Raw genomic sequence first — 23,995 nt, forward strand, 5'->3', positions numbered from 1 at the left:
CGGGCAACCGGCCCTGAGTTGAGGATAAAAATAATGAACACGACTGCCTGTACCCATAAAGACAATCCGAACTTCTGGATCTTCGGGTCGTTCTTCTTTCTCTACTTCTTCATCATGGCCACCTGCTTTCCGTTCCTGCCGATCTGGCTGTCGGATATCATTGGTCTGAATAAAACCCATACCGGGATCGTCTTCTCCTGCATCTCGCTGTTTGCCATCTCATTCCAGCCGGTGCTGGGGGTGGTGTCGGACAAGCTGGGGCTGAAAAAACATCTGCTGTGGATCATCGCGGTCCTGCTGTTTCTCTTCGCGCCCTTTTTCCTCTACGTCTTCGCCCCGCTGCTGAAGACCAACATCTGGCTCGGGGCGTTAAGCGGTGGGGTCTATATCGGCTTTGTCTTTTCGGCGGGATCGGGCGCCATTGAGGCCTATATTGAGCGCGTAAGCCGCAACAGCTTCTTTGAGTACGGCAAGGCGCGCATGTTTGGCTGCCTCGGCTGGGGGCTGTGCGCCTCGACGGGCGGCATCCTGTTTGGCATCGATCCGTCGTATGTCTTCTGGATGGGCTCCGCCGCGGCGCTGGTCCTGATGCTGCTGCTGGTGGTGGCTAAACCGAAGCCGAACCAGACCGCGCAGGTGATGAACGCCCTTGGCGCAAACCAGCCGCAGATCACCGTCAAAACCGTCATCAACCTGTTCCGCCAGCGCAAAATGTGGATGTTTATTTTGTACGTGATTGGCGTGGCCTGCGTCTATGACGTCTTCGATCAGCAGTTCGCCACCTTCTTTAAAACCTTCTTCGCCACGCCGGAGGAGGGCACGCGGGCGTTCGGTTTTGCGACCACTGCCGGAGAGATTTGCAACGCCATCATCATGTTCTGCTCGCCGTGGATCATAAACCGCATTGGCGCGAAAAATACGCTGCTGATTGCCGGGGTGATCATGGCGACGCGTATTATCGGTTCGTCATTTGCCACCACCGCCGTCGAAGTGGTGGCCCTGAAGATGCTCCACGCGCTGGAAGTCCCGTTCCTGCTGGTGGGGGCGTTCAAGTACATCACGGGGGTGTTCGATACCCGGCTGTCTGCAACCATCTACTTGATTGGCTTCAACTTCGCCAAACAGCTGGCGGCGATTTTTCTCTCCGCCTTTGCCGGGAATATGTATGACCGGATCGGCTTCCAGGATACCTACCTGATGCTGGGCTGTTTTGTGCTGGCGGTGACGGTGTTGTCGGCGTTTACGTTGAGCAGTAAGCGGGAGATCGCTGCCGCGAGCGCGGCAGCGTTAACACATCAGGCCAGGTAAAACACCTCTTTCAGCCCGGTGCTCACCGGGCTGTTGTCCGGGTTAGCGGGCATCACCTCCCCCATATATTTCCACCAGCGCTGGCAGACATCGGTGTTCGCCACCGCATTCCAGCGCTCTTCCGATTCGATCTCCACCGTGGCAAACAGCAGGTGACGTTCTTTATCGAGATAAATGGCGTAGTGGTGGGCGCCGTGGTCTTTCAGCACCGCTTCCAGCTCGGGCCAGATCGGGTTGTGACGACGTTCATACTCCTCGTGTGCGTCAGGGTTTACCTGCATCACAAAGGCTTTGCGGATCATAATGCCTCCAGATAGAGTTCGCGCACCTCGTCGCGGCTGGCGCTGCGTGGGTTGCAGGGGGCGCACGGGTCGGCGAGGGCTTTGTCGAGCCAGCCTTCGATGTCGGCTTTGGTGACGCCCAGCTTGCTGAAGCCGGATGGAATACCGACGCGACTGCTCAGGGTGCGGATGGCGTTGATCGCCGCCATGCTGGCCGCTTCGTCGCTCATCTCGCGGGTATCTACGCCCATCGCCTGGGCCACGCGGGCAAAGCGTTCCACGGCGTTCGGGCGGTTAAAGTTTTCGATGATCGGCAGCAGGATGGCGTTGCACACGCCGTGCGGCAGGTTGTGCGTGGCCCCCGGTTGGTGGGCCAGGGCATGCACCAGTCCCAGTCCGGCGCTGTTAAAGGCCATACCTGCCAGATACTGGCCGTAGGCCATCTGCTCGCGCGCCTCCAGGTTATGTCCGTTGTCGACCGCTTCCGGTAGCCAGTGGGCGATCAGGCGAATCGCCTCCAGCGCGTTGGCATCGGTGAGGGGGTGAGCGCCGACGGAGACATAGGCTTCGATGGCGTGGGTCAGGGCGTCCATCCCGGTGGCGGCGGTGACGGAGGCCGGAATATCGAGCATCACGCTGGCGTCATCCACGGCAATGTCCGGGATGATGTTCGGGTCGATAATCACCTCTTTGACCTGACGGGCAGAGTCGATGATCACCGCATTGCTGGTCATCTCTGCCGCCGTACCTGCGGTGGTGTTGATGGCCACCAGCGGCACGCCGGGGTTGAGCACTTTGCCGACGCCGGAATAAGCGGTAGACGGGCCAGGATTGGCGGTGAGAATTTTAATCGCTTTGGCGGTGTCGATCGGGCTGCCGCCCCCGAAGGCAATGATGTAATCGCACTGCGCATCCTGGAAAGCGGCAAAGCCCTGCTGCACCAGTTCTTCCGTCGGATTCGGGAAGACCGCGTCAAACAGGTGATACGACATCCGCTCTGCGTCGAGAGCGGTAAACAGGCTGTCGAGCAGGCCCATTTTTACCAGCTGACCGTCGGTGACAATCAGCGCGGTGCCCCACTGTTTGTTTGCCACCAGCTTAACCATATCGCCGATTGCGCCTGCGCCGTGCAGGCTGATTTTCGGCAGCGCCAACATAAAGCTCATGATAATTCTCCTTAATTACGGTGATTTTTATGCCCGGCGGCGCTGCGCTTGTACACAGCGCCACCCGGCACTAGATCCGTCTTCGCTGCATTACGCGGCGGGTGATGATCGGCAGGGAGATCACCACAATCAGCATTGCGCCGATAATTACCGACATCACGATGCCCGGCACGTTGAGCAGGCTCAGGCCGAAGGTGACCAGCCCCATCAGGAAGGCGGCGATAATCACGCCTACCATGCTGCCGGAACCGCCGAGAATATTGACCCCGCCAAGCACCGCCATGGTCACCACCGCCAGCTCCCAGCCCATCGCAATCGTCGGGCGGGTACTGCCCAGACGCGAGGTGAGCAGCACCGAGGCCAGCCCGGCCATCAGCCCCACCAGGGCGAAGAGGATCAGATTGTGACGCTTGACGTTGATGCCGGAATACCATGCCCCGGTGGGGTTATTACCGATGGCGTAGGTACGACGCCCGAAGTTGGTTTTGTGCAGCACGAAGGCAAACACCACCGCCAGCACCATAAACAGCGCGAACTCAAACGACAGCGCGCCCCAGACGTATCCCTGGCCGAACCAGGCGAAGCTCTCCGGCCAGGTATTAAGCGCCTGGTCACCCAACAGAATGTAGGTGATGCCGCGATAGAGGCTCATAGTGCCGATGGTGATCACAATCGACGACAGGTTAAAGCGGGTCACCAGCAGGCCGTTGAACAGCCCACACAGCAGGCCAACCCCTAACCCCACGCAGACCAGCCACGGTGTATCCAGCCCCGCCGCCGCGCAGAAGCCCATCACCGTGGAGCTCAGGGCGATAGTGGAGGCCACCGACAGGTCAATCTCCCGGGCGATAATCAGCATCGCCATCGGCAGCACGATGATCGCCTTTTCGGTGAAGTTGAAGGTCGCATCCGACAGGTTCCAGATATTCAGGAAGTACGGGGAGGCCAGGGCATTGCCCACGAACACCGCCAGGGTGACCGCCAGCAGAAAACCCTCCCAGCACAGCAGGCGCTGGAAAATGCCCGCCGGAGCCGGGGTATTTTTCATCTCTTCAGAGGTCATCACTTTACTCATGATCTTACCGCCTGTTTCTGACGTGCCAGCGCCGCATCGCGCAGGATCAGCCGTCCTTTGCGCTTGTTGCCGCGTTCATTGAGCAGCACCGCAATCACAATCACCGTCCCGGAAATCGCCATCTGCCAGAACGGCGATACGCCGATCACCGGCAGGGCATTGTTGATGACGCCGAGGAAGAGCGCCCCGCACAGGCAACCTAACACCCGGCCCGTACCGCCCATGGTACTGATGCCGCCGATCACGCAGGCCGCCACTACCTGGAGTTCAAAGCCGTTCGCCACGTCGACATAGGCCACCGCGAAGCGCGAGATCCACAGATAGCCGCAGAACCCGGCCAGCGCCCCGGAGAGGCAGAAGCTGACAAACTGCATTTTGCCGGCGTTGATGCCGGTGTAGTACGCCGCCGTGGCGTTACCGCCTGCGGTGTAGAGCGCCCGCCCGGTGCGGCTGTAGCGCAGGAAATAGCCCACCAGCAGCAGGGCGGCGATGGCGCACCAGCTCAGCACCGGTAAACCCAGCACCGACGCACGCGGCAGGCCGAGGAAATCCGCCCCCATCTGGTTGGAGTTGACCCAGCCCCCGCCGGAGAGCAAGAAGATAATCCCGCGGTAGATGCTCATGGTGCCGAGCGTTACCACAATCGCCGGGATGCCCATCTTCCACACCAGCAGACCGTTGATAACGCCCATCAGCAGGCCCAGGGCCGTCGCCAGAATGAGCAGCACCCAGACCGGCACCTCGGGGTAATGAAAGTTAATCAGGGCGACAATCATCCCGGTCAGCGCCAGGTTCGCCGCCATCGACAGGTCGATGCCTTTGGTGAGCAGCACCATCATCTGGCCGAGGGCGAGGATGATCAGAATCGAGGTGTCGTTAAACATCTCCACCAGGTTGCCCGGCGCGATAAACGACGGGACGCGGGTGCCGATGGCGATCACCATCAGCACAATCACCGCCGCCAGCAGCGCCTCGCGGTGTTTAAGCAGTTGTTGCACCATTATGCGGCCTCCTGTCTGGCACCGCTGGCGGCGCTGACGATGGTTTCCGCCGTCGCGCCCTCCGCCTGATACTCCGCCACCATTAACCCTTCATGCATGACGATGATCCTGTCGGCCATGCCCATCACTTCCGGCAGTTCAGAGGAGACCATGATCACCGCCAGCCCCTGACCGACCAGCTCGGACATAAACTGATGCACCGCCGCTTTGGAGCCGATATCGATCCCTTTGGTCGGTTCATCCAGAATGATGACATCAGGATGGGTCGCCAGCCATTTGCCAATCACCACTTTCTGCTGGTTGCCGCCAGAGAGGGTTTCCACCGCCTGTTTCCAGCTAAAGGCTTTCACCTGTAGCCGCTTTGCATATTCATCCGCCAGCTGCCACTCGCGCGCGTCGTTCAGCACGCCGCTGGCGTTGAGTTTGCCAAGCTGCGGCAGGCTGATGTTCTGGGCAATCGACAGCTCGATAATCGCCCCCTGCTTCTGGCGCTCTTCCGGCACGCAGACGATCCCGGCTTTGATGGCGTCCGCCGGCTGGCGGAAATGCTGCGCTTTGCCGTTCAGCACAATGCTGCCGGAGGAGGGGCGCGAGACGCCGGAGAGCGCCTGCATCAGCTCGGTACGCCCGGCGCCTACCAGGCCATAGAAGCCGAGGATTTCGCCTTTGCGCAGGGTAAAGGAAATATTGGCGAACTCGGTCGGGTGGCAGAGATTTTTCACCTCCAGCACCGTGTCGCCTTTTTCGCATTCCACCTTCGGGAAGGTCTGGGTAATGGCGCGCCCCACCATCATCGCCACCATCCGCTCTTCGGTGATGTCGTTGATGGCCCCGGCGCCGACAAATACGCCGTCGCGCAGGATGGTGTAGTGATCCGCCAGCTCAAAAATCTCGTCGAACTTGTGGGAGATAAAGAGGATGGCTTTTCCCTCCTGCTTTAAGCGTTCGACAATCTGATAGAACTCGAGAATTTCATGCTGCGACAGGGCAGCGGTGGGTTCATCGAGGATCACCACCTGGGCATCAAACGACAGCGCACGGGCAATCGCCACCATATGCCGCTGGGCGATGCTCAGGGTTTTCAGCGTCGCACGCGGGTCAATCTGCACCTCCAGACGGGTGAGGATCGCCTGCGCCCGGCGGTGCATCTCCGGCCAGTCGAGCTTTTTGAAAAAGCCTTTATAGAGATACTGACCGACAAAAATATTTTCGGTGACCGACAGCTCATCGAACAGCACGGTCTCCTGGTGGATGGCGGTAATACCCACCTTGTGCGCCGCGTCAGGGGTCGGCAGCTGGATGGGGATCGCTTTATAGAGGATTTCGCCCTCGTCGGGCTGGTAGATGCCGGTCATCACTTTCACCAGCGTCGATTTGCCCGCGCCGTTTTCACCGATCAGGGCGGTGACTTTGCCGGGCCAGAGTTCAAGCTGCACGTTTTCAAGGGCACGCACGCCAGGGAAAACTTTGGTGATGCCGTTGAGTGCCAGTAATGGGGTCATGATAGTTCTCCACCATAGGGGATTTTGTAGGCCGGATGGCGCTACGCTTATCCGGCCTACAAAACGCATCAGAAGATTTTTGAGAACTTATCAATGTTGCTGGCATCGTAAACGAACGGCTCCGCCATCGCGCCGTTGCCGTCGGCATCCAGCTTCACTTTGCCCAGTTTGCCCATGCTGGCTTCGTCTTTGGTCGCCGTGCCTTTCACCAGATCATCCGCTAAGTAAGTCGCGGCATAACCGAGGTCAATCGGGTTCCAGATGGCGAAGCTCTTGCTGGCGCCGGATTTCACCGCGCCCGCCATTTCAGACGGCAACCCTAAGCCGGTGACGTACACTTTGCCGATCTTGCCCTGATCTTTCACCGCCTGCGCCGCCGCCACGATACCGACTGACGACGGGGAGACGATCACTTTCAGATCCGGGTAGGTTTTAAGCAGGCCAACCGCTTCGCGGTAGCTCTTGTCAGAGAGATCGTCGCCATAGGCCACGGTCACCAGATTGACGGACGGGTACTGCGGCAGCACCTTTTTCATCTCGGCAATCCAGGTGTTCTGGTTAGTAGAGGTAGGGGTAGCGCTCAGCACCGCCACGTCGCCTTTCTCCACATTCAGCGCTTTCAGCGCGTCGGCCGCCAGCTTGACGTTGGTCTCGCCAATCAGCGCGTTATTAGAAGGGTTGAGGTGGATCTGGCGCCCGGCTTTCGCCACGCCGGAATCCCAGGAGACCACTTTGATCCCGCGCTGCATCGCTTTTTTCAGCACCGGCACCACGGCGTCAGGATCGTTGGCGGAGATAGCGATCGCATCGACACCCTGAGCGATCAACCCGTTGAGGACTTCGATCTGGGCTTCGGCGGTGGTGGTGGTCGGCCCGGTATAGATGACTTTGACATCCCCCAACTCTTTAGCTGCCTCCTGGGCACCCACGTTTGCCGCTTCAAAGAAGCCGTTACCTAAGGATTTCGCCACCAGGGCGATTTTCACTTCAGCTAAAGCAGAACCGGACAACGCCAGGGCGGCAACGGTGAGGATCAAGCTTGTCTTTATTTTCATTGCTTTTACTCCACTTAATTGAGTTTTGTAGGGTTTGCAGGTGTAGATTCGCCCCGTCTCAATGAGCGGGGCGCGATGTTCTTATTTGTAGAGATCTAACGCTGACTGCACAGGATTAACGCCAAAGCGTTTACCCAGCGCAATCAGTTCTTCCCGGGTGATGGTCTGCTTCATGCCACCCATTGAATAAACTTTTACCAGCACTTCCGCAGACTTCTCGGCGGTATCGATCAGGCCAAAGGTTTCGTCCAGCGTCGGGCCGCTGCCGAACACGCCGTGGAACGGCCACAGCACCAGCGAATGTTTTTGCATCTCCACCGCCGTGGCGCTGCCGATTTCGTCGGTACCCGGCACCATCCACGGCAGAATGCCCACGCCATCCGGGAACACCACCAGACACTCGGTGCTGCCTTCCCACAGCTGACGGGTGATGACGTCTGAGTTGTTCTCCAGCACAAAAGTCAGGGCGATCAGGTTGGTGGCGTGGCAGTGCATGATCACGCGGTCTTTTCCCCCCGTGGCTTTGATGCGCTCGCAGTGGGAGAGGAAGTGGGCCGGCAGTTCAGATGTTGGCACCGCTTCGTCAGTCAGCCCCCAAAGAATGTGGTAGCCCGCGCCGTCGCTGTCCACTTTTACCACCCCTAAATTGGCGGTGGGATCGAGCTGTACGTTGCGGAAGAATTTGCCGGAACCGGTGACGATAAACGGCGTGTTGGCGAGCAGCGGCATCGGCTGGCTCAGGGCGATATAGCGCGGTTTGGCGTGGAAATCCGCTTCAAACGGGGCGATATCCGCGTCATCCAGGCGCAGCGTCAGGTTGCCGCCGTTGCGCTCGTCCCAGCCTTTCAGCCAGGCGTCGGAGGTGGCTTTGATCATGCCCTGGACGAACCAGGATTGGGTGATGGTCTGCATTTTTTGATTCCTTTGAAAACGCCCGGTGGCGCTTCGCTTGCCGGGCCTACAGCTAAACGTAGGCCGGGTAAGCGAAGCGCCACCCGGCAATGTTATTTACGTGCGACTGGCTAATACGTCCTGCTCATACGCCCGGACGTTATCCAGCCACTGGCTGCCCGCCAGGGCGTCGTTGCGCTGGCAGTACATCTCCCATACCGCCTGCCACGGCAGTGATTTTTGCTCTTCCAGCAGGGCCAGACGCGCGGTGTAATCCCCCGCGGCTTCCAGCGCGCGCAGCTCGGCGGTGGGCTCCAGCAGAGCGCGCAGCAGGGCTTTCTTCATGTTGCGGGTGCCGATCACCCACGCCGCGATGCGGTTGATGGAGGCATCAAAGAAGTCGAGGCCGATATGTACCCGGTCAAACAGGTCATGGCGGATAATTTCGCTGGCGATGGCCTGGGTTTCGTCATCCAGCAGCACCACGTGGTCGCTGTCCCAGCGCACCGGACGGCTGACGTGCAGCAGCAGGTGCGGCACATAGAGCATCGCGGCGGAGATCTTGTCGGAGATGACTTCAGTCGGATGGAAGTGACCCGCGTCCAGACACAGCGCGGTCTGGCGGCTGGTGGCGTAACCCATGTAGAACTCGTTGGAGCCCACGGTGTAGCTCTCGGCGCCAATGCCGAACAGCTTGCTCTCCACGGCATCGATGTGGTGCGCCGGGTCGAGCTTTTCACTGATGGCTTCATCCAGCGCCGCCAGCAGGCGCTGACGTGGGGCGAGGCGGTCAACGGTGATGTCTTTCATCCCGTCCGGGATCCAGATATTCATCACCGATGGGGTGCCAAGCTGCTCGCCAAAGTACGCCGACACGCGGCGGCTGGCCTTCACGTGGTCGATCCAGAACTGGCGGATCTCGTCGTTGGCGTGGGCGAGGGTAAAGCCGTCGGCGCTCAGCGGATGCGAGAAGCAGGAGGGGTTAAAATCCAGCCCCAGCTTGTTAGCTTTCGCCCACTCGACCCAGTTTTTAAAATGTTCTGGTTTGATGGCGTTACGCTCGACGGGCTCGTCGGATTCCAGATAGATGGCGTGCAGGTTCAGGCGCTTAGGACCCGGGATCAGGCTCAGGGCCAGCTCCAGATCCGCCCGCAGTTCGGCGGCGTTACGCGCCTTGCCCGGATAGTTACCGGTGGCCTGAATACCGCCGGTCAGCGCCCCGCCCGGGTTCTCAAAACCGGCGACGTCATCACCCTGCCAGCAGTGCATAGAGACCGGCAGACGGTCGAGCTGACGCAGAGCCTCCTCGACATCCACGCCCACGGCGGCGAAACGCTGTTTAGCCAGTTCCCAGGCTTGTTCAAGTTGAGTGGTCATGCGCAAAGCTCCTTTGTCGGTCGTTGTTGCTGAAACTGCGCTCGGTAGCGGGCAATCTCATGATCGGGATGAGGGGTAAAGGTGGTCAGGCCATAGTTGCCGGTCACCACCTGGCGGAACTGGTCGACGTTGTTCAGTTCGTCGAGGGTCATCAGCTGAATGCCAATATTGCCGAGGGTGGAGGCCTCGACCGGCCCGGCTAACACCGTGATGCCGCAGGCGTTGGCGCACAGCTGGTTGAGCAGCTGGTTCTGGCAGCCGCCGCCCACGATGTGCAGCTGGCTGAACGGCTTCTCGCGCAGGGTGGCCAGCTCGTGCAGCACCTCGGCATAGAGCAGGGCGAGGCTGTCGAAGATGCAGCGCGCCAGCTCGGCGGCGCTCTCCGGCACCGGCTGCGCGCTTTCGCGGCAGGCGGCCTGAATCTCGGCGCTCATATTGGCCGGATTGATAAAGCGGTCGTCATTGGGGTTGATCAGGAAGCGGCACGACGGCAGGATTTCCGTCTCAGCGATCAGGGCAGCCAGGTCGCTGATACCTTTTTCCTTCAGCACCCGCTGTAGCAGCCACAGCCCCATAATGTTTTTCAGCACCCGGTAGCGGCCCTCTGCGCCGCCCTCGTTGGTGATGTTGGCCGCCAGCGCGCTATCGCTGGTGTAGGGGGTTTTGCTCTCAAAGCCCATCAGCGACCAGGTGCCGGAGGAGAGATACGCCGCATCTTTTGAGGCTAGCGGGGCGGCGATCACCGCGCTGGCGGTGTCATGGCTGGCGACGGCCACCACCGGGATGGCATTCTCCCGGGGGCAAATCCAGTGACCGATTACATTGCCCGGATGGGTCGGCGTGCCAAACCAGTCGCGCGGCGCGCCGGTCCAGTTGAGCAGGTTCTCGTCCCAGGTATCGGAATTGATGTTCACCAGCTGGGTGGTGGTGGCGTTGGTATATTCCCAGTTCATCTGGCCGGTAAGGCGGTAGCTGAAGTAGTCCGGGATCAGCAGGGCGTGGGCGACCTTCGCCACCAGCTCCGGCTGCTGTTCAACCAGGGCACGCAGCTGATAGAGGGTATTAAACGGCAGGAACTGGATGCCGCTGCGGCCATAGATCTCCGCCTTGCCCAACTGCGCCAGCGCGTGCGCCATTACCCCGTCGGTGCGGCTGTCGCGGTAGGAGACCGGCAGGCCGATGCGCTGGCCGTTGCTGTCCAGCAGAACATAATCCACGCCCCAGGTATCAATCCCGATGCTGTCGATGCGAATGCCTTCTTCACAAACCTTATTCAGCCCGGTGCGGATCTCCGCTTCCAGGGTGTCGATATCCCAGCAGTCAAAGCCGTCCCGCTTTTGCAGACAGTTAACGAAACGGTGGATTTCGCGAAGCTGAAGCGTGCGCGCCTCGCGGTGGTAGCTTGCCAGCATCACCCGGCCGCTGGATGCGCCTAAATCGACAGCCACACAATGGCGAAAAGTCATGGTCCGGTCCTTCCTGAAGTCATTGCCGGACAGTGTAAAAAAGGGAAGGGAAGGCGACCTTCTTGCTACTGACAGCGCATTTCAGGCGCTGGCAAGAAAGCAAAGATGAACGTGAGAGAGTTCACATTTTCCGTTTTTAACGGCACTTGCAGGCGATGTGACGGTGACCGCATTTCCAGATCTTTCCCGCCGCTTCTTGAAAAAGCGACAGGGTTTGCGCCATTTGCTGTCGAAAATTTAAGGTGAGGCGGGGAACCCTAAATTACTATTTTGAGAACTCTTATCATCTGGTGACCCGTTATGACCGTACTGCACAGCGTGGATTTTTTTCCTTCAGGCCACTCGCCTGTGGCGATTGAGCCGCGGCTGCCCCAGGCTGCCTTTCCGGAACATCATCATGATTTTCATGAGATTGTGATCGTGGAGCACGGTACGGGTATCCACGTCTTCAACGGCCAGCCGTACACCATCAGCGGCGGAACGGTCTGCTTCGTGCGCGATCATGACCGGCACATGTATGAACATACCGATAACCTGTGCCTGACCAACGTGCTCTATCGCTCCCCGGAGGCGTTCCAGTTTTTGTCGGGGTTGAACCAGCTCCTGCCCCAGGAGCTGGACGGGCACTATCCGTCGCACTGGCGGGTGAACCAGGCCACGCTGCAACAGGTGCGCCAGCTGGTGAGCCAGATGGAGCAGGCTGAAGAGGGGCAGGAGACCCACGCCCTCGCCAGCCGTGAAATCCTCTTTATGCAACTGCTGGTGCTGCTGCGCCGCGGCAGCCTGGTCGAAGGGGCGGCGGATAATGACGCCCGCCTCAACCAGCTGATGGCCTGGCTGGAAGATCACTACGCGGAGGATGTCTGCTGGGAGACGCTGGCGGATAACTTTTCTCTCTCGCTGCGCACCCTGCATCGCCAGCTCAAACAGCACACCGGGCAGACGCCGCAGCGCTACCTGAACCGTCTGCGGCTGATTAAAGCGCGGCATCTGCTGCGCCATACCGATGATAGCGTCACGGATATCGCCTATCGCTGCGGTTTCGGCGACAGTAACCACTTTTCGACCCTGTTTCGCCGGGAATTTAGCTGGTCGCCGCGCGATATTCGCCAGGGCCGGGATGCTTCACTTCAGTAACGCGAGGAAAATCACCGTTTTATTGCCGCAAAGCGGGTAATAATGTCAGGTTATTCCCCGGTGAGGTTGTGACGTGGCAGGACAGTTGATTCTTCGCAGAGCCGATTTTTTTGCATCCGCTGCTCAGGCCGTCGCGGTGGCGGACCGCTATCCGCAGAATGTCTTTGCCGAACATACCCACGACTTCTGCGAGCTGGTGCTGGTGTGGCGCGGCAACGGCCTGCATATCCTCAACGATCGCCCCTACCGTATTACCCGCGGTGACCTGTTTTACATCCGCGCGGAAGACAAACACGCCTACGCCTCGGTGAACGATCTGGTGCTGCAGAACATCATCTACTGCCCCGACCGGCTGAAGCTCAACGTGGACTGGGGAGCCAACATCCCCGGCTTTATGAACGCCCGCGGAGCACCACACTGGCGGCTTGGCAGCAACGGTATGACTCAGGTGCGCCAGATCATTGCCCAACTGGAGCAGGAGAGCCTGAAGGACGATCCCCACGGCTATGACCTGGCGGAGCTGCTGTTTGCCCAGCTGGTGATCATGCTCAAACGCTACCGCTACGCCCCGGACAACCCGACCGCCAGCGAGCCGGAAGCGCTGCTGGATAAGCTCATCACCGCGCTGTCTGGCAGCCTGAACCGCAGCTTTGTGCTGGAGAAGTTTTGCGAGCAGGAGCAGTGCAGCGAGCGCGCCCTGCGCCAGCAGTTCCGAACCCAGACCGGCATGACGGTGAACCACTATCTGCGTCAGCTGCGGATCTGCCACGCCCAGTATCTGCTGCAGCATACCGAGCTGATGGTGAGTGAAGTGGCGATGCAGTGCGGCTTTGAGGACAGCAACTACTTCTCGGTGGTGTTTAACCGCGAAGTGGGGATGACCCCGGTTCAGTGGCGCCACCGCAGCCATAACGCCGCGTAATAGAATCCCGGCTCTACCCCTGACTTCTCCGCAGCCCCCGCCAGATCAGTGACATAACGAAAAGTTATAACCTTATTAAAACTACGGCATTGATAAACATTTTCAATATCATTTAATTAACTATAATGAACCAACTGCTTACGCGGCATTAACACGTTTGCCGCCCGACAATAATGGAGATGATTATGAGCTATACCCTGCCATCCCTGCCGTACGCTTACGACGCCCTGGAGCCGCATTTCGACAAGCAGACGATGGAAATCCATCACACCAAACACCACCAGACTTACGTTAACAACGCCAACGCGGCGCTGGAAAGCCTGCCAGAATTCGCGAGCCTGCCGGTTGAAGAGCTGATCACCAAACTGGATCAACTGCCAGCCGACAAGAAAACCGTCCTGCGCAACAACGCGGGCGGCCATGCTAACCACAGCCTGTTCTGGAAAGGCCTGAAAACCGGTACTACTCTGCAGGGCGACCTGAAATCCGCTATTGAGCGCGACTTCGGCTCCGTTGAGAACTTCAAAGCTGAGTTTGAAAAAGCGGCTGCTACCCGTTTCGGCTCCGGCTGGGCGTGGCTGGTTCTGAAAGGCGACAAACTGGCGGTAGTCTCTACGGCTAACCAGGACTCCCCGCTGATGGGCGAAGCGATCTCTGGCGCATCCGGTTTCCCAATCCTGGGTCTGGACGTGTGGGAACACGCTTACTACCTGAAATTCCAGAACCGTCGTCCGGACTACATCAAAGCCTTCTGGGACGTCGTCAACTGGGACGAAGCTGCGGCACGTTTCGCTGCTAAAAAATAAGGTTGCAAAGCCTTCTGTGAGAAGCGAGTCTGATGACTCGCTTTTTTTGTATCTGAAGGAGTAGAGATGCATTACCCGGTGAATGTGTTTACAGGCAAGGTAAGGGACTACGACGGCAGCCGCCCGAGCGCAATTGCTAAAGTGCAGGTCGACGGTGAGCTGACCTTAACCGACCTTGGACTGGCAGGTGACGAGCAGGCGGAAAAGAAGATCCACGGCGGGCCCGACCGCGCGCTGTGCCACTATCCGCGGGAGCACTATCAGCACTGGGCAAGGGAATTTCCCGCTCAGGCCGATCTGTTTGTCGCCCCGGCGTTTGGCGAAAACCTCTCAACCGAGGGGCTGACGGAGGAGAACGTCTTTATCGGCGACATCTTTCGCTGGGGGGATGCCCTGATCCAGGTGACCCAGCCGCGCTCGCCGTGCTTCAAACTCAACTTCCATTTCGGCATCAGCGATATGGCTACGCAGATGCAGAACGCGGCGAAAACCGGCTGGCTCTATCGGGTGGTGCTGGCAGGGCAGGTATCGGCGGATGCGCCCCTGAAGCTGGTGTCACGCCTGAGCGACGTATCGGTACATGACGCCTGCGCTATCGCCTGGCATATGCCGTTTGACGACGAACAGTATCAGCGTCTGCTGGCGGCGGCGGGCCTGTCAACAAGCTGGACCAGAACCATGCAGAAACGGCGTTTAAGCGGGAAGATCGAGAATAATTCCCGCAGATTGTGGGGAAACCAGGCCGGGTAAGGCGAAGCCGCCACCCGGCATAACAGGCGACAACTACGAACGTTTATACAACGGCAGCCAGAGGGTTAAACGCAATCCACCCAGCGGGCTGTCGTCCGCTTTCACCCAGCCGCGATGCTGCTGAATGGCGGTTTCGACAATCGCCAGACCCAGTCCGGTGCCGCCAGATTCACGGTCGCGGGCTTCGTCAGTACGGTAGAACGGACGGAAAATCTGCTCGCGATCTTCCGGGCTGACGCCAGGACCATCGTCATCCACGTTAATAGTGATGCCGTCTTTATCCACCGAGAACGCCACCTCGATTTTGGTATGCGAGTAGCGCAGGGCGTTACGGACGATATTCTCCAGCGCGCTTTCCAGCGCATTCGGGTTACCGTACAGCGGCCACGGGCCCGGCGGGAAATTAACGGTGAACGATTTACCCATCTGCTCCGCTTCGAAGGCGGCGTTATCCAGCACTTCGCCCCAGAGGTGGTTAGCCTTCATCGTTTCGCTGACCAGCGCGTTTTTCTGCTGATTGCGTGACATCACCAGCAGGTCGTTGATCATGCTGTCCAGACGGTGGGCTTCCGTTTCGATACGCTCCAGCTCCTTGCTCTCACCACTGCGGCGGCGCAGCAGGGCGGTGCCAAGTTGCAGGCGCGTCAGCGGGGTACGCAGCTCGTGCGAGATATCAGAAAGCAGACGCTGCTGGGTCGTCATCATCCGCTCTAGCGCCGTCACCATCTGGTTGAAGCTGGCCCCTGCCGCCAGGAACTCCTGCGGCCCGGCTTCCAGTTCCGGGTGCTGTCGCAGGTTGCCCTGCGCCACTTCATCCGCGGCGTTTTTCAGTTTGCGCGCCGGCTTCGCCAGGCTCCATGCGAGCCACAACAACAGCGGTGAACTCACCAGCATGGTGACAATCAGCAGTAGCAGCGGGCGGTCAAACAGCAGATTGATAAAGTCGGACTGGGAGCTGCTCGCCGGGCGGATCAGGTAGAGCTGATAATTATCCTCCCCGTCATTGACGGAGAACGGCCCCACCATCTCCACCCGACCATATTTTTTCTTTTGCGGGTGATCGGCGTTATCCGCCTGGCCAATGAAGTTACGGATGATCTGCATTTCATTGCGGTCCGCACCAATCACGCGACCTTCGCTGGTCACCAGCAGCAGGCGTTGGCCGGGAGGCGCCCATTTTTCGATAGCGCGAAACAGCCTGCGCCACCACATCAAATCATTGGGCGGATCGGTGGCCAGCTCTGCTTCTACGTGTTGCTCGATCATCACACCCTGACGTTGCTCGCTGTCGAGGAGCTCCGTCATCTGGCGTGAGTCGAGTTTTGGCAACATCAAAACCAGCATTAAAACCAGTGCCAGCGTCAGCCAGAAGATGGCGAAAATGCGGGCGGTTAAGCTACCTATCATGAAGCGGAAACCATCAGATAGCCGCGTCCACGCAGGGTTTTAAACCACGGGTGACCATCTTTGCGCTCCGGCAGCTTACGGCGCAGGTTCGAGATGTGCATATCGATGGCGCGGTCGAACGGCGTCAGGCGTTTACCCAACACTTCCTGGCTCAGATGTTCACGCGACACCACCTGGCCCAGATGCTGCGCCAGCAGATAAAGCAGGGTGAATTCGGTGCCGGTCAGCTCCAGCGCCTGGCCGTCAAAGCTCGCTTCCTGGCGGCCTGGATTGAGGCTCAGGGAGTCGACTTCCAGCGTCGGTGAACCGTTGTCGGTGTTTTGCTGCTGCTCGCTCCAGTGGGAACGGCGCAGGATCGCCCGAATACGCGCCACCAGTTCACGGTCGTTAAACGGTTTTGGCAGATAGTCATCAGCGCCCAGCTCAAGGCCGAGTACGCGGTCAAGTTCGCTGCCGCGCGCGGTCAGCATAATAACGGGGGTCTGGTGTGTCTGGCGCAGCTCTTTAAGGGTGTCGATACCGTTTTTCTTCGGCATCATGACGTCGAGCAAAAGCAAGTCGATGCTATCGTCGAGTAGACTCAGCGCCTGCTCCCCATCATGGGCAACCGACACGTCAAAGCCTTCCATGTCGAGCAACTCCTTTAAAAGGGATGTCAGCTCTCGGTCATCATCAACTAACAGGATTTTATTCATTGTTTAAATACCTCCGAGGCAGAAATTACGTCATCAAGGCTATCTAATCCATGACTTTACGTTGTTTTACACCCCCTGACGCATGTTTGCAGCCTGAATCGTAGACTGTCTCTCGTTGAATCGCGACACGAAAGATTTTGGGAGTAAGTGATGCGCATAGTTACCGCTGCCGTCATGGCCTCAACGCTGGCGTTTAGTGCATTTAGCCAGGCTGCTGGAGCTATCACCGGCGATAACCGTTCCTCAGCAGAGGGCATTGCGCAGCAAAACGGCCAGGGCCACATGTTTGACGGCATAAGTTTAACCGAACATCAGCGTCAACAGATGCGAGATCTGATGCAGCGGGCTCGTCATGACCAGCCCCCTGTTAATGTTAGCGAAATGGAGACAATGCACCGCCTTGTCACCGCAGAAAATTTTGACGAAAACGCTGTGCGCGCTCAGGCAAACAAAATGGCGCAGGAACAGGTTGCCCGCCAGGTCGAAATGGCCCGGGTCCGCAACCAGATGTTTCACCTGCTAACGCCAGAGCAGCAAGCGGTTTTGAACCAGAAACACCAGCAACGTATGGACCAGTTGCGCGAGGTTGCCCGGATGCAGAAGAACGCTGAATCGACGCTTTTTAGTAGCAACACCCGTAGTAACCAGTAAACCCTGTTTTCCTTGCCATAGACACCATCCCTGTCTTCCCCCACATGATGTGGGGGTTTTTTTTGCCCATCATTAAAATGCGTTAACCGTTTATTCATCTTATTGACTCCTCCGCATCCGTTATACTAGCGGCATAGCGTGACAGGAGTGTTTATGAATCAATCCTATGGACGGCTGGTGAGCCGGGCGGCAATCGCCGCGACGGTCATGGCGTCGTGCCTGTTAGTCATTAAAATCTTCGCGTGGTGGTATACCGGTTCGGTCAGTATTCTGGCGGCGCTGGTAGACTCCCTGGTGGATATTGCCGCCTCGGTGACGAACCTGTGGGTGGTGCGTTACTCGTTACAGCCAGCGGACGAAGAGCATACCTTTGGTCATGGCAAAGCGGAGTCGCTGGCGGCGCTGGCGCAAAGCATGTTTATTTCCGGTTCGGCGCTGTTCCTCTTTTTGACTGGCATTCAGCACCTATATACCCCATCGCCGATGAAAGATCCCGGCGTCGGCGTGGTCGTTACCGTTATTGCACTTATAAGCACATTAATTCTGGTGACGTTCCAGCGCTGGGTGGTGCGTAAAACGCAGAGCCAGGCGGTACGGGCGGATATGCTTCATTATCAGTCTGATGTTATGATGAACGGTGCGATTCTTATTGCGCTCGGTCTGGCCTGGTATGGCTGGCACCGGGCCGATGCGTTATTTGCGTTAGGGATTGGATTCTATATTTTATACAGTGCGTTGCGTATGGGGTACGATGCAGTGCAATCCCTGCTCGACCGCGCACTGCCAGACGCAGAACGGCATGAAATCTTTGAAATTGTGACCTCCTGGCCCGGTGTCAGCGGCGCTCACGATCTTCGCACGCGGCAGTCAGGGCCGACCCGCTTTATTCAGATTCATTTAGAAATGGAAGATAACCTGCCGCTCGTTCAGGCCCATCTGGTGGCGGAACAGGTTGAGCAGGCGATTTTGCAGCGTTTCCCGGGGTCAGATGTCATTATTCACCAGGATCCCTGCTCAGTCGTACCTAAGCCAGGTAATGGACATTTTGAGCTTTCGTAATTCGTTGTAAAAAAGTGAACCGGGGCAGCATTTTGTGGAAAAATAACCGCCATTTGGTCTGACCTGAATCAATTCAGCGGGAAGTGATTGATATACTATTTGCACTATTCGTTGGTCGATAGGACGTCTTCCGGCAACAGATTTCATTTTTGCATTCCTAAGTTCAGAGGTAGTCATGATTAAGAAAATCGGTGTGTTGACAAGCGGCGGTGATGCGCCCGGCATGAACGCAGCAATTCGTGGTGTAGTGCGCGCAGCGTTGACGGAAGGTCTGGAAGTTTTTGGTATCTATGACGGTTATCTGGGCCTGTATGAAGATCGCATGGTGCAGCTCGACCGCTACAGCGTGTCCGACATGATTAACCGTGGCGGTACCTTCCTGGGCTCCGCGCGTTTCCCGGAATTCCGCGATGAGCGCATCCGTGAAGTGGCTATCGAGAACATGAAAAAACGCGGCCTGGACGCGCTGGTTGTTATCGGCGGTGACGGTTCCTACATGGGGGCAAAACGCCTGACCGAAATGGGCTTCCCATGCATCGGTCTGCCAGGCACCATCGACAACGACATCAAAGGTACCGACTACACCATCGGTTACTTCACTGCGCTGGGCACCGTGGTAGAGGCGATTGACCGTCTGCGCGACACCTCTTCTTCTCACCAGCGTATCTCCATCGTCGAAGTGATGGGCCGCTACTGTGGCGACCTGACCCTGGCGGCGGCGATTGCCGGCGGCTGTGAGTTTATCGTGGTGCCGGAAGTGGAATTCAGCCGTGAAGATCTGGTGGCAGAAATCAAAGCCGGTATCGCCAAAGGTAAGAAACACGCCATCGTTGCCATCACCGAGCATATCTGCGACGTTGACGAGCTGGCGAAGTACATCGAAGCTGAAACCAAACGCGAAACCCGCGCGACCGTTCTCGGTCACATCCAGCGTGGCGGCTCTCCGGGTCCTTACGACCGTATCCTGGCATCCCGTATGGGCGCTTACGCGATTGAACTGCTGCAGCAGGGCTTTGGCGGTCGTTGCGTCGGTATTCAGAACGAAAAACTGGTTCACCATGACATCATCGACGCTATTGAAAATATGAAGCGTCCGTTCAAAGGTGACTGGCTGGAGTGCGCGAAAAAGCTGTACTGATCGGCGGCTGTTGCCCGGTGGCGCTGTGCTGACCGGGCCTACAAAAGCATGGTTCGTGGGCCGGGTAAGGCGTAGCTGCCACCCGGCTTTTTTGTGCGCTCACACCCTCTTTTTATTCCCCTGTGTTATAGCCAATCTTTTTTTATTCTTTAATCATTGGTTCGCTTTCTGGCACCCTGCACTCATCAAACACAACATTAAGAGAGTTGGGCGATGAATAAATGGGGCGTGGGTTTAACGTTATTGCTGGCATCGACCAGCGTTCTGGCAAAGGATATTCAGCTACTGAACGTGTCTTACGATCCGACGCGTGAACTGTACGAGCAGTACAACAAAGCGTTCGCCGCACACTGGAAACAGGAAACCGGCGATAACGTCGTGATCCGCCAGTCCCACGGTGGCTCCGGCAAGCAGGCGACCTCGGTGATTAACGGCATTGAAGCCGACGTCGTGACCCTGGCGCTGGCGTATGACGTGGACGCTATCGCGGAACGCGGCCGTATCGAGAAAAACTGGATCAAACGCCTGCCGGATAACTCCGCGCCGTATACCTCCACCATCGTTTTCCTGGTTCGCAAAGGTAACCCGAAACAGATCCATGACTGGAACGATCTGGTTAAGCCGGGCGTATCGGTCATCACTCCAAACCCAAAAAGCTCTGGCGGCGCACGCTGGAACTACCTGGCAGCCTGGGGTTACGCCCTGCACCAGAACAATGGCGATCAGGCTAAAGCGCAGGATTTCGTGAAAGCGCTGTTTAAAAACGTCGAAGTGCTGGATTCCGGCGCACGCGGCGCAACCAACACCTTCGTTGAACGCGGCATTGGTGACGTGCTGATTGCCTGGGAAAACGAAGCGCTGCTGGCGGCGAACGAGCTGGGTAAAGATAAATTTGAAATTGTCACCCCAAGCGAATCTATTCTGGCTGAGCCAACCGTCTCTGTGGTCGATAAAGTGGCGGATAAGAAAGGCACCCAGGCCGTGGCGGAAGCCTACCTGAAATACCTTTACTCCCCGGAAGGCCAGGAGATTGCCGCGAAGAATTTCTACCGGCCACGTGATGAGGCGGTGGCGAAAAAATATGAGAACACATTCCCGAAACTGAAGCTCTTCACTATCGATGAGGTCTTCGGCGGCTGGACGAAAGCGCAGAAAGATCACTTCTCGAATGGCGGCACCTTCGATCAGATCAGCAAGCGTTAAGCATTTTTTGAAGAACGACACGGGACCCGGTGTGAGAAATCCACCGGGTTTTTTATTTGGTCACTTTTATGCGTTACTCTTTGGCGTCAGGTGGATACAGGGAATGCGCTGTGAAAAAAATAATCGTGTTGGTACTGGTTATGATTGCGCTCGCGGCAGGCGGCGGGTTCTGGCTGAAAGCGGGTAACCCAAACGCGCTGCGGCATATCGTTCTCGACCAGTGTGTGCCTGGTCAGATGCAGAACCGTAACCCGGCGCCCTGTGCGCTGGTAAAAACGGATGCGGGATATGTGGTGTTTAAAGATCGCAACGGGCCGCTGCAATATCTGCTGATGCCCACGTACCGCATCAACGGTACCGAAAGCCCGCTCCTGACCGAGGCTCATACGCCCAATTTCTTCTGGCTGGCGTGGCAGTCGCGCCACTTTATGAGCATGAAGCGGGGGAGCAACGTGCCCGACAGTGCAGTTTCACTGACCATCAACTCCCCGACCGGCCGCACGCAAAACCATTTTCATATCCATATCTCCTGCCTGCGCCCGGACGTGCGCGAGAAGCTCAATGTTAGTCAGGGGCAAATCAGCACCCAGTGGCTGCCGTTCCCCGGTGGGCTGGAGGGGCATGAATACCTGGCGCGTCGGGTGACGGAAGCGGAGCTGGTGAAACGCAGCCCGTTTATGATGCTGGCAGAAGAGCTGCCGGAAGCGCGCGACCATATGGGGCGTTTTGCGCTAGCGATGGCGCAGCAGGCGGACGGATCGTTTGTATTACTGGCAACGGCGCGCAATTTGCTGGCGCTTAACCGCGCTTCTGCTGAGGAATTGCAGGATCATCAATGCACTATCCTGAATGAACCCCACCATAAATAGCGTTTACTCGCCCTGCCTGTCGCCGTAGACTTGCTGAAAAATTCTACAGGAGACAGGCATGTCGCTCTGGTTCACTCACCCGCTGTTTCTGCCCTCGCTGATTATCGTCGTCACCATCATCCTGTGGGCCACCTCGCTGTTGCCGGAATTCCTCACTGCGCTGCTGTTCTTTACCGCGGCGATGATCGCGCGTATCGCCCCGCCGGAGGTGATTTTTGGCGGTTTTGCCTCGTCAGCGTTCTGGCTGGTGTTCAGCGGATTTGTGCTGGGGGTGGCGATCCGCAAAACCGGGCTGGCGGACAGGGCGGCGCGGGCGCTGTCGGCCAGGCTGACCGACTCCTGGCCGCTGATGGTGGCAAGCGTAGTGCTGCTCACCTATGCGCTGGCGTTTGTGATGCCCTCCAATATGGGGCGTATTGCGCTGCTGATGCCCATCGTGGCGGCGATGGCGAAGCGGGCGGGCATTGCCGACGGCTCCCGGGCGTGGTTCGGCCTGGCGCTGGCGGTGGGGTTTGGCACCTTCCAGCTTTCGGCCACCATCCTTCCGGCCAACGTTCCTAACCTGGTGATGAGCGGGGCGGCGGAAGGCTCTTACGGCATCCATCTTAACTATGTTCCGTACCTGCTGCTGCATACTCCGGTGCTGGGTATTCTCAAGGGTCTGGTCCTGATCGGCCTGATCTGCTGGCTGTTCCCCGGCGCGCCAAAACCGGTGAAGGATTTGACCCCGCCAGAGCCGATGGGCCGCGACGAAAAGCGCCTCGCCTGGCTGCTGGCGGTGGTGCTGGTGATGTGGGTAACCGAAAGCTGGCACGGCATTGGACCGGCATGGACCGGGCTTGCGGCGTCGATTGTGGTGATGCTGCCGCGGGTTGGCTTTATCACCGGGGATGAATTCTCGGCGGGGGTGAATATGCGCACCTGTATTTATGTGGCGGGTATTCTCGGGCTGGCGATCACCGTGACGCAAACCGGTATTGGCAGTGCCGTGGGCGAGGCGCTGATGCGGGTAATGCCCCTGGATGCCGATGCGCCGTTCACCAGTTTCCTGGCCCTGACTGGCATCACCACCGCCCTGAATTTCATTATGACCGCCAACGGCGTACCGGCGCTGTATACCACCCTGGCGCAAAGCTTCTCGGACGCCACCGGCTTTCCGCTGCTGTCGGTGATTATGATTCAGGTGCTGGGGTATTCCACGCCGCTGCTGCCGTATCAGGCGTCGCCGATTGTGGTGGCGATGGGGCTGGGAAGAGTGCCTGCGCGGGCGGGGATGCTGCTCTGTCTGGCGCTGGCGGTGGCAACCTATCTGGTGCTATTGCCGCTGGATTATCTGTGGTTTAGCCTGCTGGGACGGCTGTAAAAAAGCCCGGTAGCGCTGGCGCTTACCGGGCCTGGAGTATCGTAGGGCGGGTCAGCGAAGCGCCACCCGCCGCAGATGCTCTTACGCCTGTTTCGCTGCTTCTGCTGCTTTAACGATCACCGCGAAAGCGTCTGCTTTCAGGGATGCGCCGCCAACCAGCGCGCCGTCGATGTCCGGCTGGGTGAACAGTTCTGCTGCGTTAGATGCGTTTACGGAACCGCCGTACTGGATGATCACTTGCTCAGCAACTTTCGCGTCTGCTTTCGCAATGTGGTCACGGATGAATTTGTGAACGGCCTGAGCCTGTGCTGGGGTGGCAGATTTGCCGGTACCGATCGCCCATACTGGCTCGTAAGCAATGACCGCACCTTCGAACGCGCTTGCGCCCTGAGTGGTCAGGACTGCGTCGATCTGACGTGCACAGACTTCTTCGGTTTTGCCCGCTTCGTTTTCTGCTTCGGTTTCACCGATGCACAGAACCGGGATCAGACCCTGCTCTTTCAGCACAGCGAATTTCTTGGCGATGAATTCGTCGGACTCTTTGTGGTAGGTACGACGCTCAGAGTGGCCGATGATGATGTATTTTGCGCCGATATCTTTCAGCATTTCAGCGGAGGTTTCACCGGTGAACGCGCCAGACAGGTTAACGTCAACGTTCTGGGCACCCAGAACGATGTGGCTACCGTCAGCCGCTTTCTTAGCCATATCCAGGTACATATCCGGCGGAGCGATAGCAACAGCACAGCCAGTCACACCAGCCAGCTCTTTACGCAGGTTAGCTACCAGCTCGTTTACCATGTGGCGGCTGCCGTTCAGTTTCCAGTTACCCATCACTAAAGGATGTCGCATTTCAATTCTCCACGCTCAAGAGCG

General features: G+C 58.1%; 23 protein-coding genes. 11 read left to right on the plus strand and 12 right to left on the minus strand.

Annotated features, from left to right (window positions below; all coding sequences use genetic code 11):
* The first annotated feature begins 33 nt into the window (after positions 1–33).
* Entirely contained in the window at positions 34–1,308 is a 1,275-nt protein-coding gene (locus B3X29_RS22210) for an MFS transporter (protein WP_103177537.1), read from the plus strand.
* On the opposite strand, the gene rhaM is transcribed toward B3X29_RS22210, so the two are convergent.
* The 9 genes from rhaM to rhaB all read right to left on the minus strand — a co-directional run bounded on the left by rhaM (position 1,296) and on the right by rhaB (position 11,122).
* Positions 1,296–1,610: an L-rhamnose mutarotase gene (rhaM, locus tag B3X29_RS22215; RefSeq protein WP_103177536.1), complete on the minus strand. Its 315-nt coding sequence runs from the start codon at positions 1,608–1,610 to the stop codon at positions 1,296–1,298. The genes B3X29_RS22210 and rhaM overlap by 13 nt on opposite strands.
* Positions 1,607–2,755, minus strand: coding sequence for a lactaldehyde reductase (fucO, locus tag B3X29_RS22220; RefSeq protein ID WP_159340294.1), 1,149 nt, complete (start codon positions 2,753–2,755; stop codon positions 1,607–1,609). The genes rhaM and fucO overlap by 4 nt, the downstream gene beginning before the upstream one ends.
* A 70-nt stretch (positions 2,756–2,825) precedes the next feature.
* Complete coding sequence (locus tag B3X29_RS22225; RefSeq protein WP_103177534.1) at positions 2,826–3,830, minus strand: ABC transporter permease; 1,005 nt, start codon at positions 3,828–3,830, stop codon at positions 2,826–2,828.
* Positions 3,827–4,831: an ABC transporter permease gene (locus B3X29_RS22230; protein WP_103177533.1), complete on the minus strand. Its 1,005-nt coding sequence runs from the start codon at positions 4,829–4,831 to the stop codon at positions 3,827–3,829. The genes B3X29_RS22225 and B3X29_RS22230 overlap by 4 nt, the downstream gene beginning before the upstream one ends.
* The gene (locus tag B3X29_RS22235) at positions 4,831–6,333 is read right to left on the minus strand and encodes a sugar ABC transporter ATP-binding protein (protein ID WP_159340295.1); all 1,503 of its coding nucleotides are present in this window, start codon (positions 6,331–6,333) and stop codon (positions 4,831–4,833) included. The genes B3X29_RS22230 and B3X29_RS22235 overlap by 1 nt, the downstream gene beginning before the upstream one ends.
* A 68-nt stretch (positions 6,334–6,401) precedes the next feature.
* Positions 6,402–7,388: a rhamnose ABC transporter substrate-binding protein gene (gene rhaS, locus B3X29_RS22240; RefSeq protein ID WP_103177531.1), complete on the minus strand. Its 987-nt coding sequence runs from the start codon at positions 7,386–7,388 to the stop codon at positions 6,402–6,404.
* An 81-nt stretch (positions 7,389–7,469) separates the two neighbouring features.
* A complete protein-coding gene (gene rhaD / locus B3X29_RS22245; protein ID WP_103177530.1) occupies positions 7,470–8,300 on the minus strand; it encodes a rhamnulose-1-phosphate aldolase in 831 nt (276 codons plus the stop codon).
* Between the two features lie 96 nt (positions 8,301–8,396).
* Positions 8,397–9,656, minus strand: coding sequence for an L-rhamnose isomerase (rhaA, locus tag B3X29_RS22250; RefSeq protein ID WP_159340296.1), 1,260 nt, complete (start codon positions 9,654–9,656; stop codon positions 8,397–8,399).
* Positions 9,653–11,122, minus strand: a complete 1,470-nt coding sequence (rhaB, locus tag B3X29_RS22255; RefSeq protein WP_290567611.1) for a rhamnulokinase — start codon at positions 11,120–11,122, stop codon at positions 9,653–9,655. Before rhaB ends, rhaA begins: the two co-directional genes overlap by 4 nt.
* 300 nt (positions 11,123–11,422) lie before the next feature.
* Here rhaB and rhaS (B3X29_RS22260) point away from each other — a divergent pair, with 300 nt between their 5' ends.
* The 4 genes from rhaS (B3X29_RS22260) (at position 11,423) to yiiM (ending at position 14,737) form a co-directional block, all read left to right on the plus strand.
* Positions 11,423–12,259: an HTH-type transcriptional activator RhaS gene (rhaS, locus tag B3X29_RS22260; protein ID WP_103177527.1), complete on the plus strand. Its 837-nt coding sequence runs from the start codon at positions 11,423–11,425 to the stop codon at positions 12,257–12,259.
* Between the two features lie 73 nt (positions 12,260–12,332).
* The gene (gene rhaR / locus B3X29_RS22265) at positions 12,333–13,181 is read left to right on the plus strand and encodes an HTH-type transcriptional activator RhaR (protein WP_103177526.1); all 849 of its coding nucleotides are present in this window, start codon (positions 12,333–12,335) and stop codon (positions 13,179–13,181) included.
* Between the two features lie 185 nt (positions 13,182–13,366).
* Positions 13,367–13,987 (plus strand): superoxide dismutase [Mn], encoded by a 621-nt coding sequence (gene sodA, locus B3X29_RS22270; protein ID WP_103177525.1) that lies wholly within the window; start codon positions 13,367–13,369, stop codon positions 13,985–13,987.
* 66 nt (positions 13,988–14,053) lie between these two features.
* A complete protein-coding gene (gene yiiM / locus B3X29_RS22275; protein WP_103177524.1) occupies positions 14,054–14,737 on the plus strand; it encodes a 6-hydroxyaminopurine reductase in 684 nt (227 codons plus the stop codon).
* Positions 14,738–14,770: 33 nt separating this feature from the next.
* Here yiiM and cpxA read toward each other — a convergent pair whose 3' ends face one another.
* Positions 14,771–16,144 carry an envelope stress sensor histidine kinase CpxA gene (gene cpxA / locus B3X29_RS22280; RefSeq protein WP_103177523.1) on the minus strand — a complete coding sequence of 458 codons (1,374 nt, stop codon included), beginning with the start codon at positions 16,142–16,144 and terminating at the stop codon, positions 14,771–14,773.
* Entirely contained in the window at positions 16,141–16,839 is a 699-nt protein-coding gene (cpxR, locus tag B3X29_RS22285; protein ID WP_039032144.1) for an envelope stress response regulator transcription factor CpxR, read from the minus strand. The genes cpxA and cpxR overlap by 4 nt, the downstream gene beginning before the upstream one ends.
* A gap of 150 nt (positions 16,840–16,989) precedes the next feature.
* Between cpxR and cpxP the strand changes: the two genes are divergently transcribed.
* The 6 genes from cpxP (at position 16,990) to B3X29_RS22315 (ending at position 23,122) form a co-directional block, all read left to right on the plus strand.
* The gene (gene cpxP, locus B3X29_RS22290) at positions 16,990–17,490 is read left to right on the plus strand and encodes a cell-envelope stress modulator CpxP (protein WP_103177522.1); all 501 of its coding nucleotides are present in this window, start codon (positions 16,990–16,992) and stop codon (positions 17,488–17,490) included.
* 153 nt (positions 17,491–17,643) lie between these two features.
* A complete protein-coding gene (gene fieF, locus B3X29_RS22295; protein ID WP_103177521.1) occupies positions 17,644–18,549 on the plus strand; it encodes a CDF family cation-efflux transporter FieF in 906 nt (301 codons plus the stop codon).
* A 175-nt stretch (positions 18,550–18,724) separates the two neighbouring features.
* On the plus strand, positions 18,725–19,687 hold the full coding sequence (pfkA, locus tag B3X29_RS22300) for a 6-phosphofructokinase (protein ID WP_103825256.1): 963 nt from the start codon (positions 18,725–18,727) through the stop codon (positions 19,685–19,687).
* 213 nt (positions 19,688–19,900) lie between these two features.
* A complete protein-coding gene (locus B3X29_RS22305) occupies positions 19,901–20,890 on the plus strand; it encodes a sulfate ABC transporter substrate-binding protein (protein WP_156655378.1) in 990 nt (329 codons plus the stop codon).
* 110 nt (positions 20,891–21,000) lie between these two features.
* The gene (locus B3X29_RS22310; RefSeq protein ID WP_159340298.1) at positions 21,001–21,759 is read left to right on the plus strand and encodes a CDP-diacylglycerol diphosphatase; all 759 of its coding nucleotides are present in this window, start codon (positions 21,001–21,003) and stop codon (positions 21,757–21,759) included.
* Positions 21,760–21,817: 58 nt separating this feature from the next.
* On the plus strand, positions 21,818–23,122 hold the full coding sequence (locus B3X29_RS22315) for an SLC13 family permease (protein WP_103177517.1): 1,305 nt from the start codon (positions 21,818–21,820) through the stop codon (positions 23,120–23,122).
* 81 nt (positions 23,123–23,203) lie between these two features.
* Here B3X29_RS22315 and tpiA read toward each other — a convergent pair whose 3' ends face one another.
* Positions 23,204–23,971, minus strand: a complete 768-nt coding sequence (gene tpiA / locus B3X29_RS22320; protein WP_103177516.1) for a triose-phosphate isomerase — start codon at positions 23,969–23,971, stop codon at positions 23,204–23,206.
* Positions 23,972–23,995 lie beyond the last annotated feature (24 nt).

Source organism: Leclercia sp. UBA5076 (genome assembly GCF_002416465.1).
Classification (GTDB): Bacteria; Pseudomonadota; Gammaproteobacteria; order Enterobacterales; family Enterobacteriaceae; genus Enterobacter.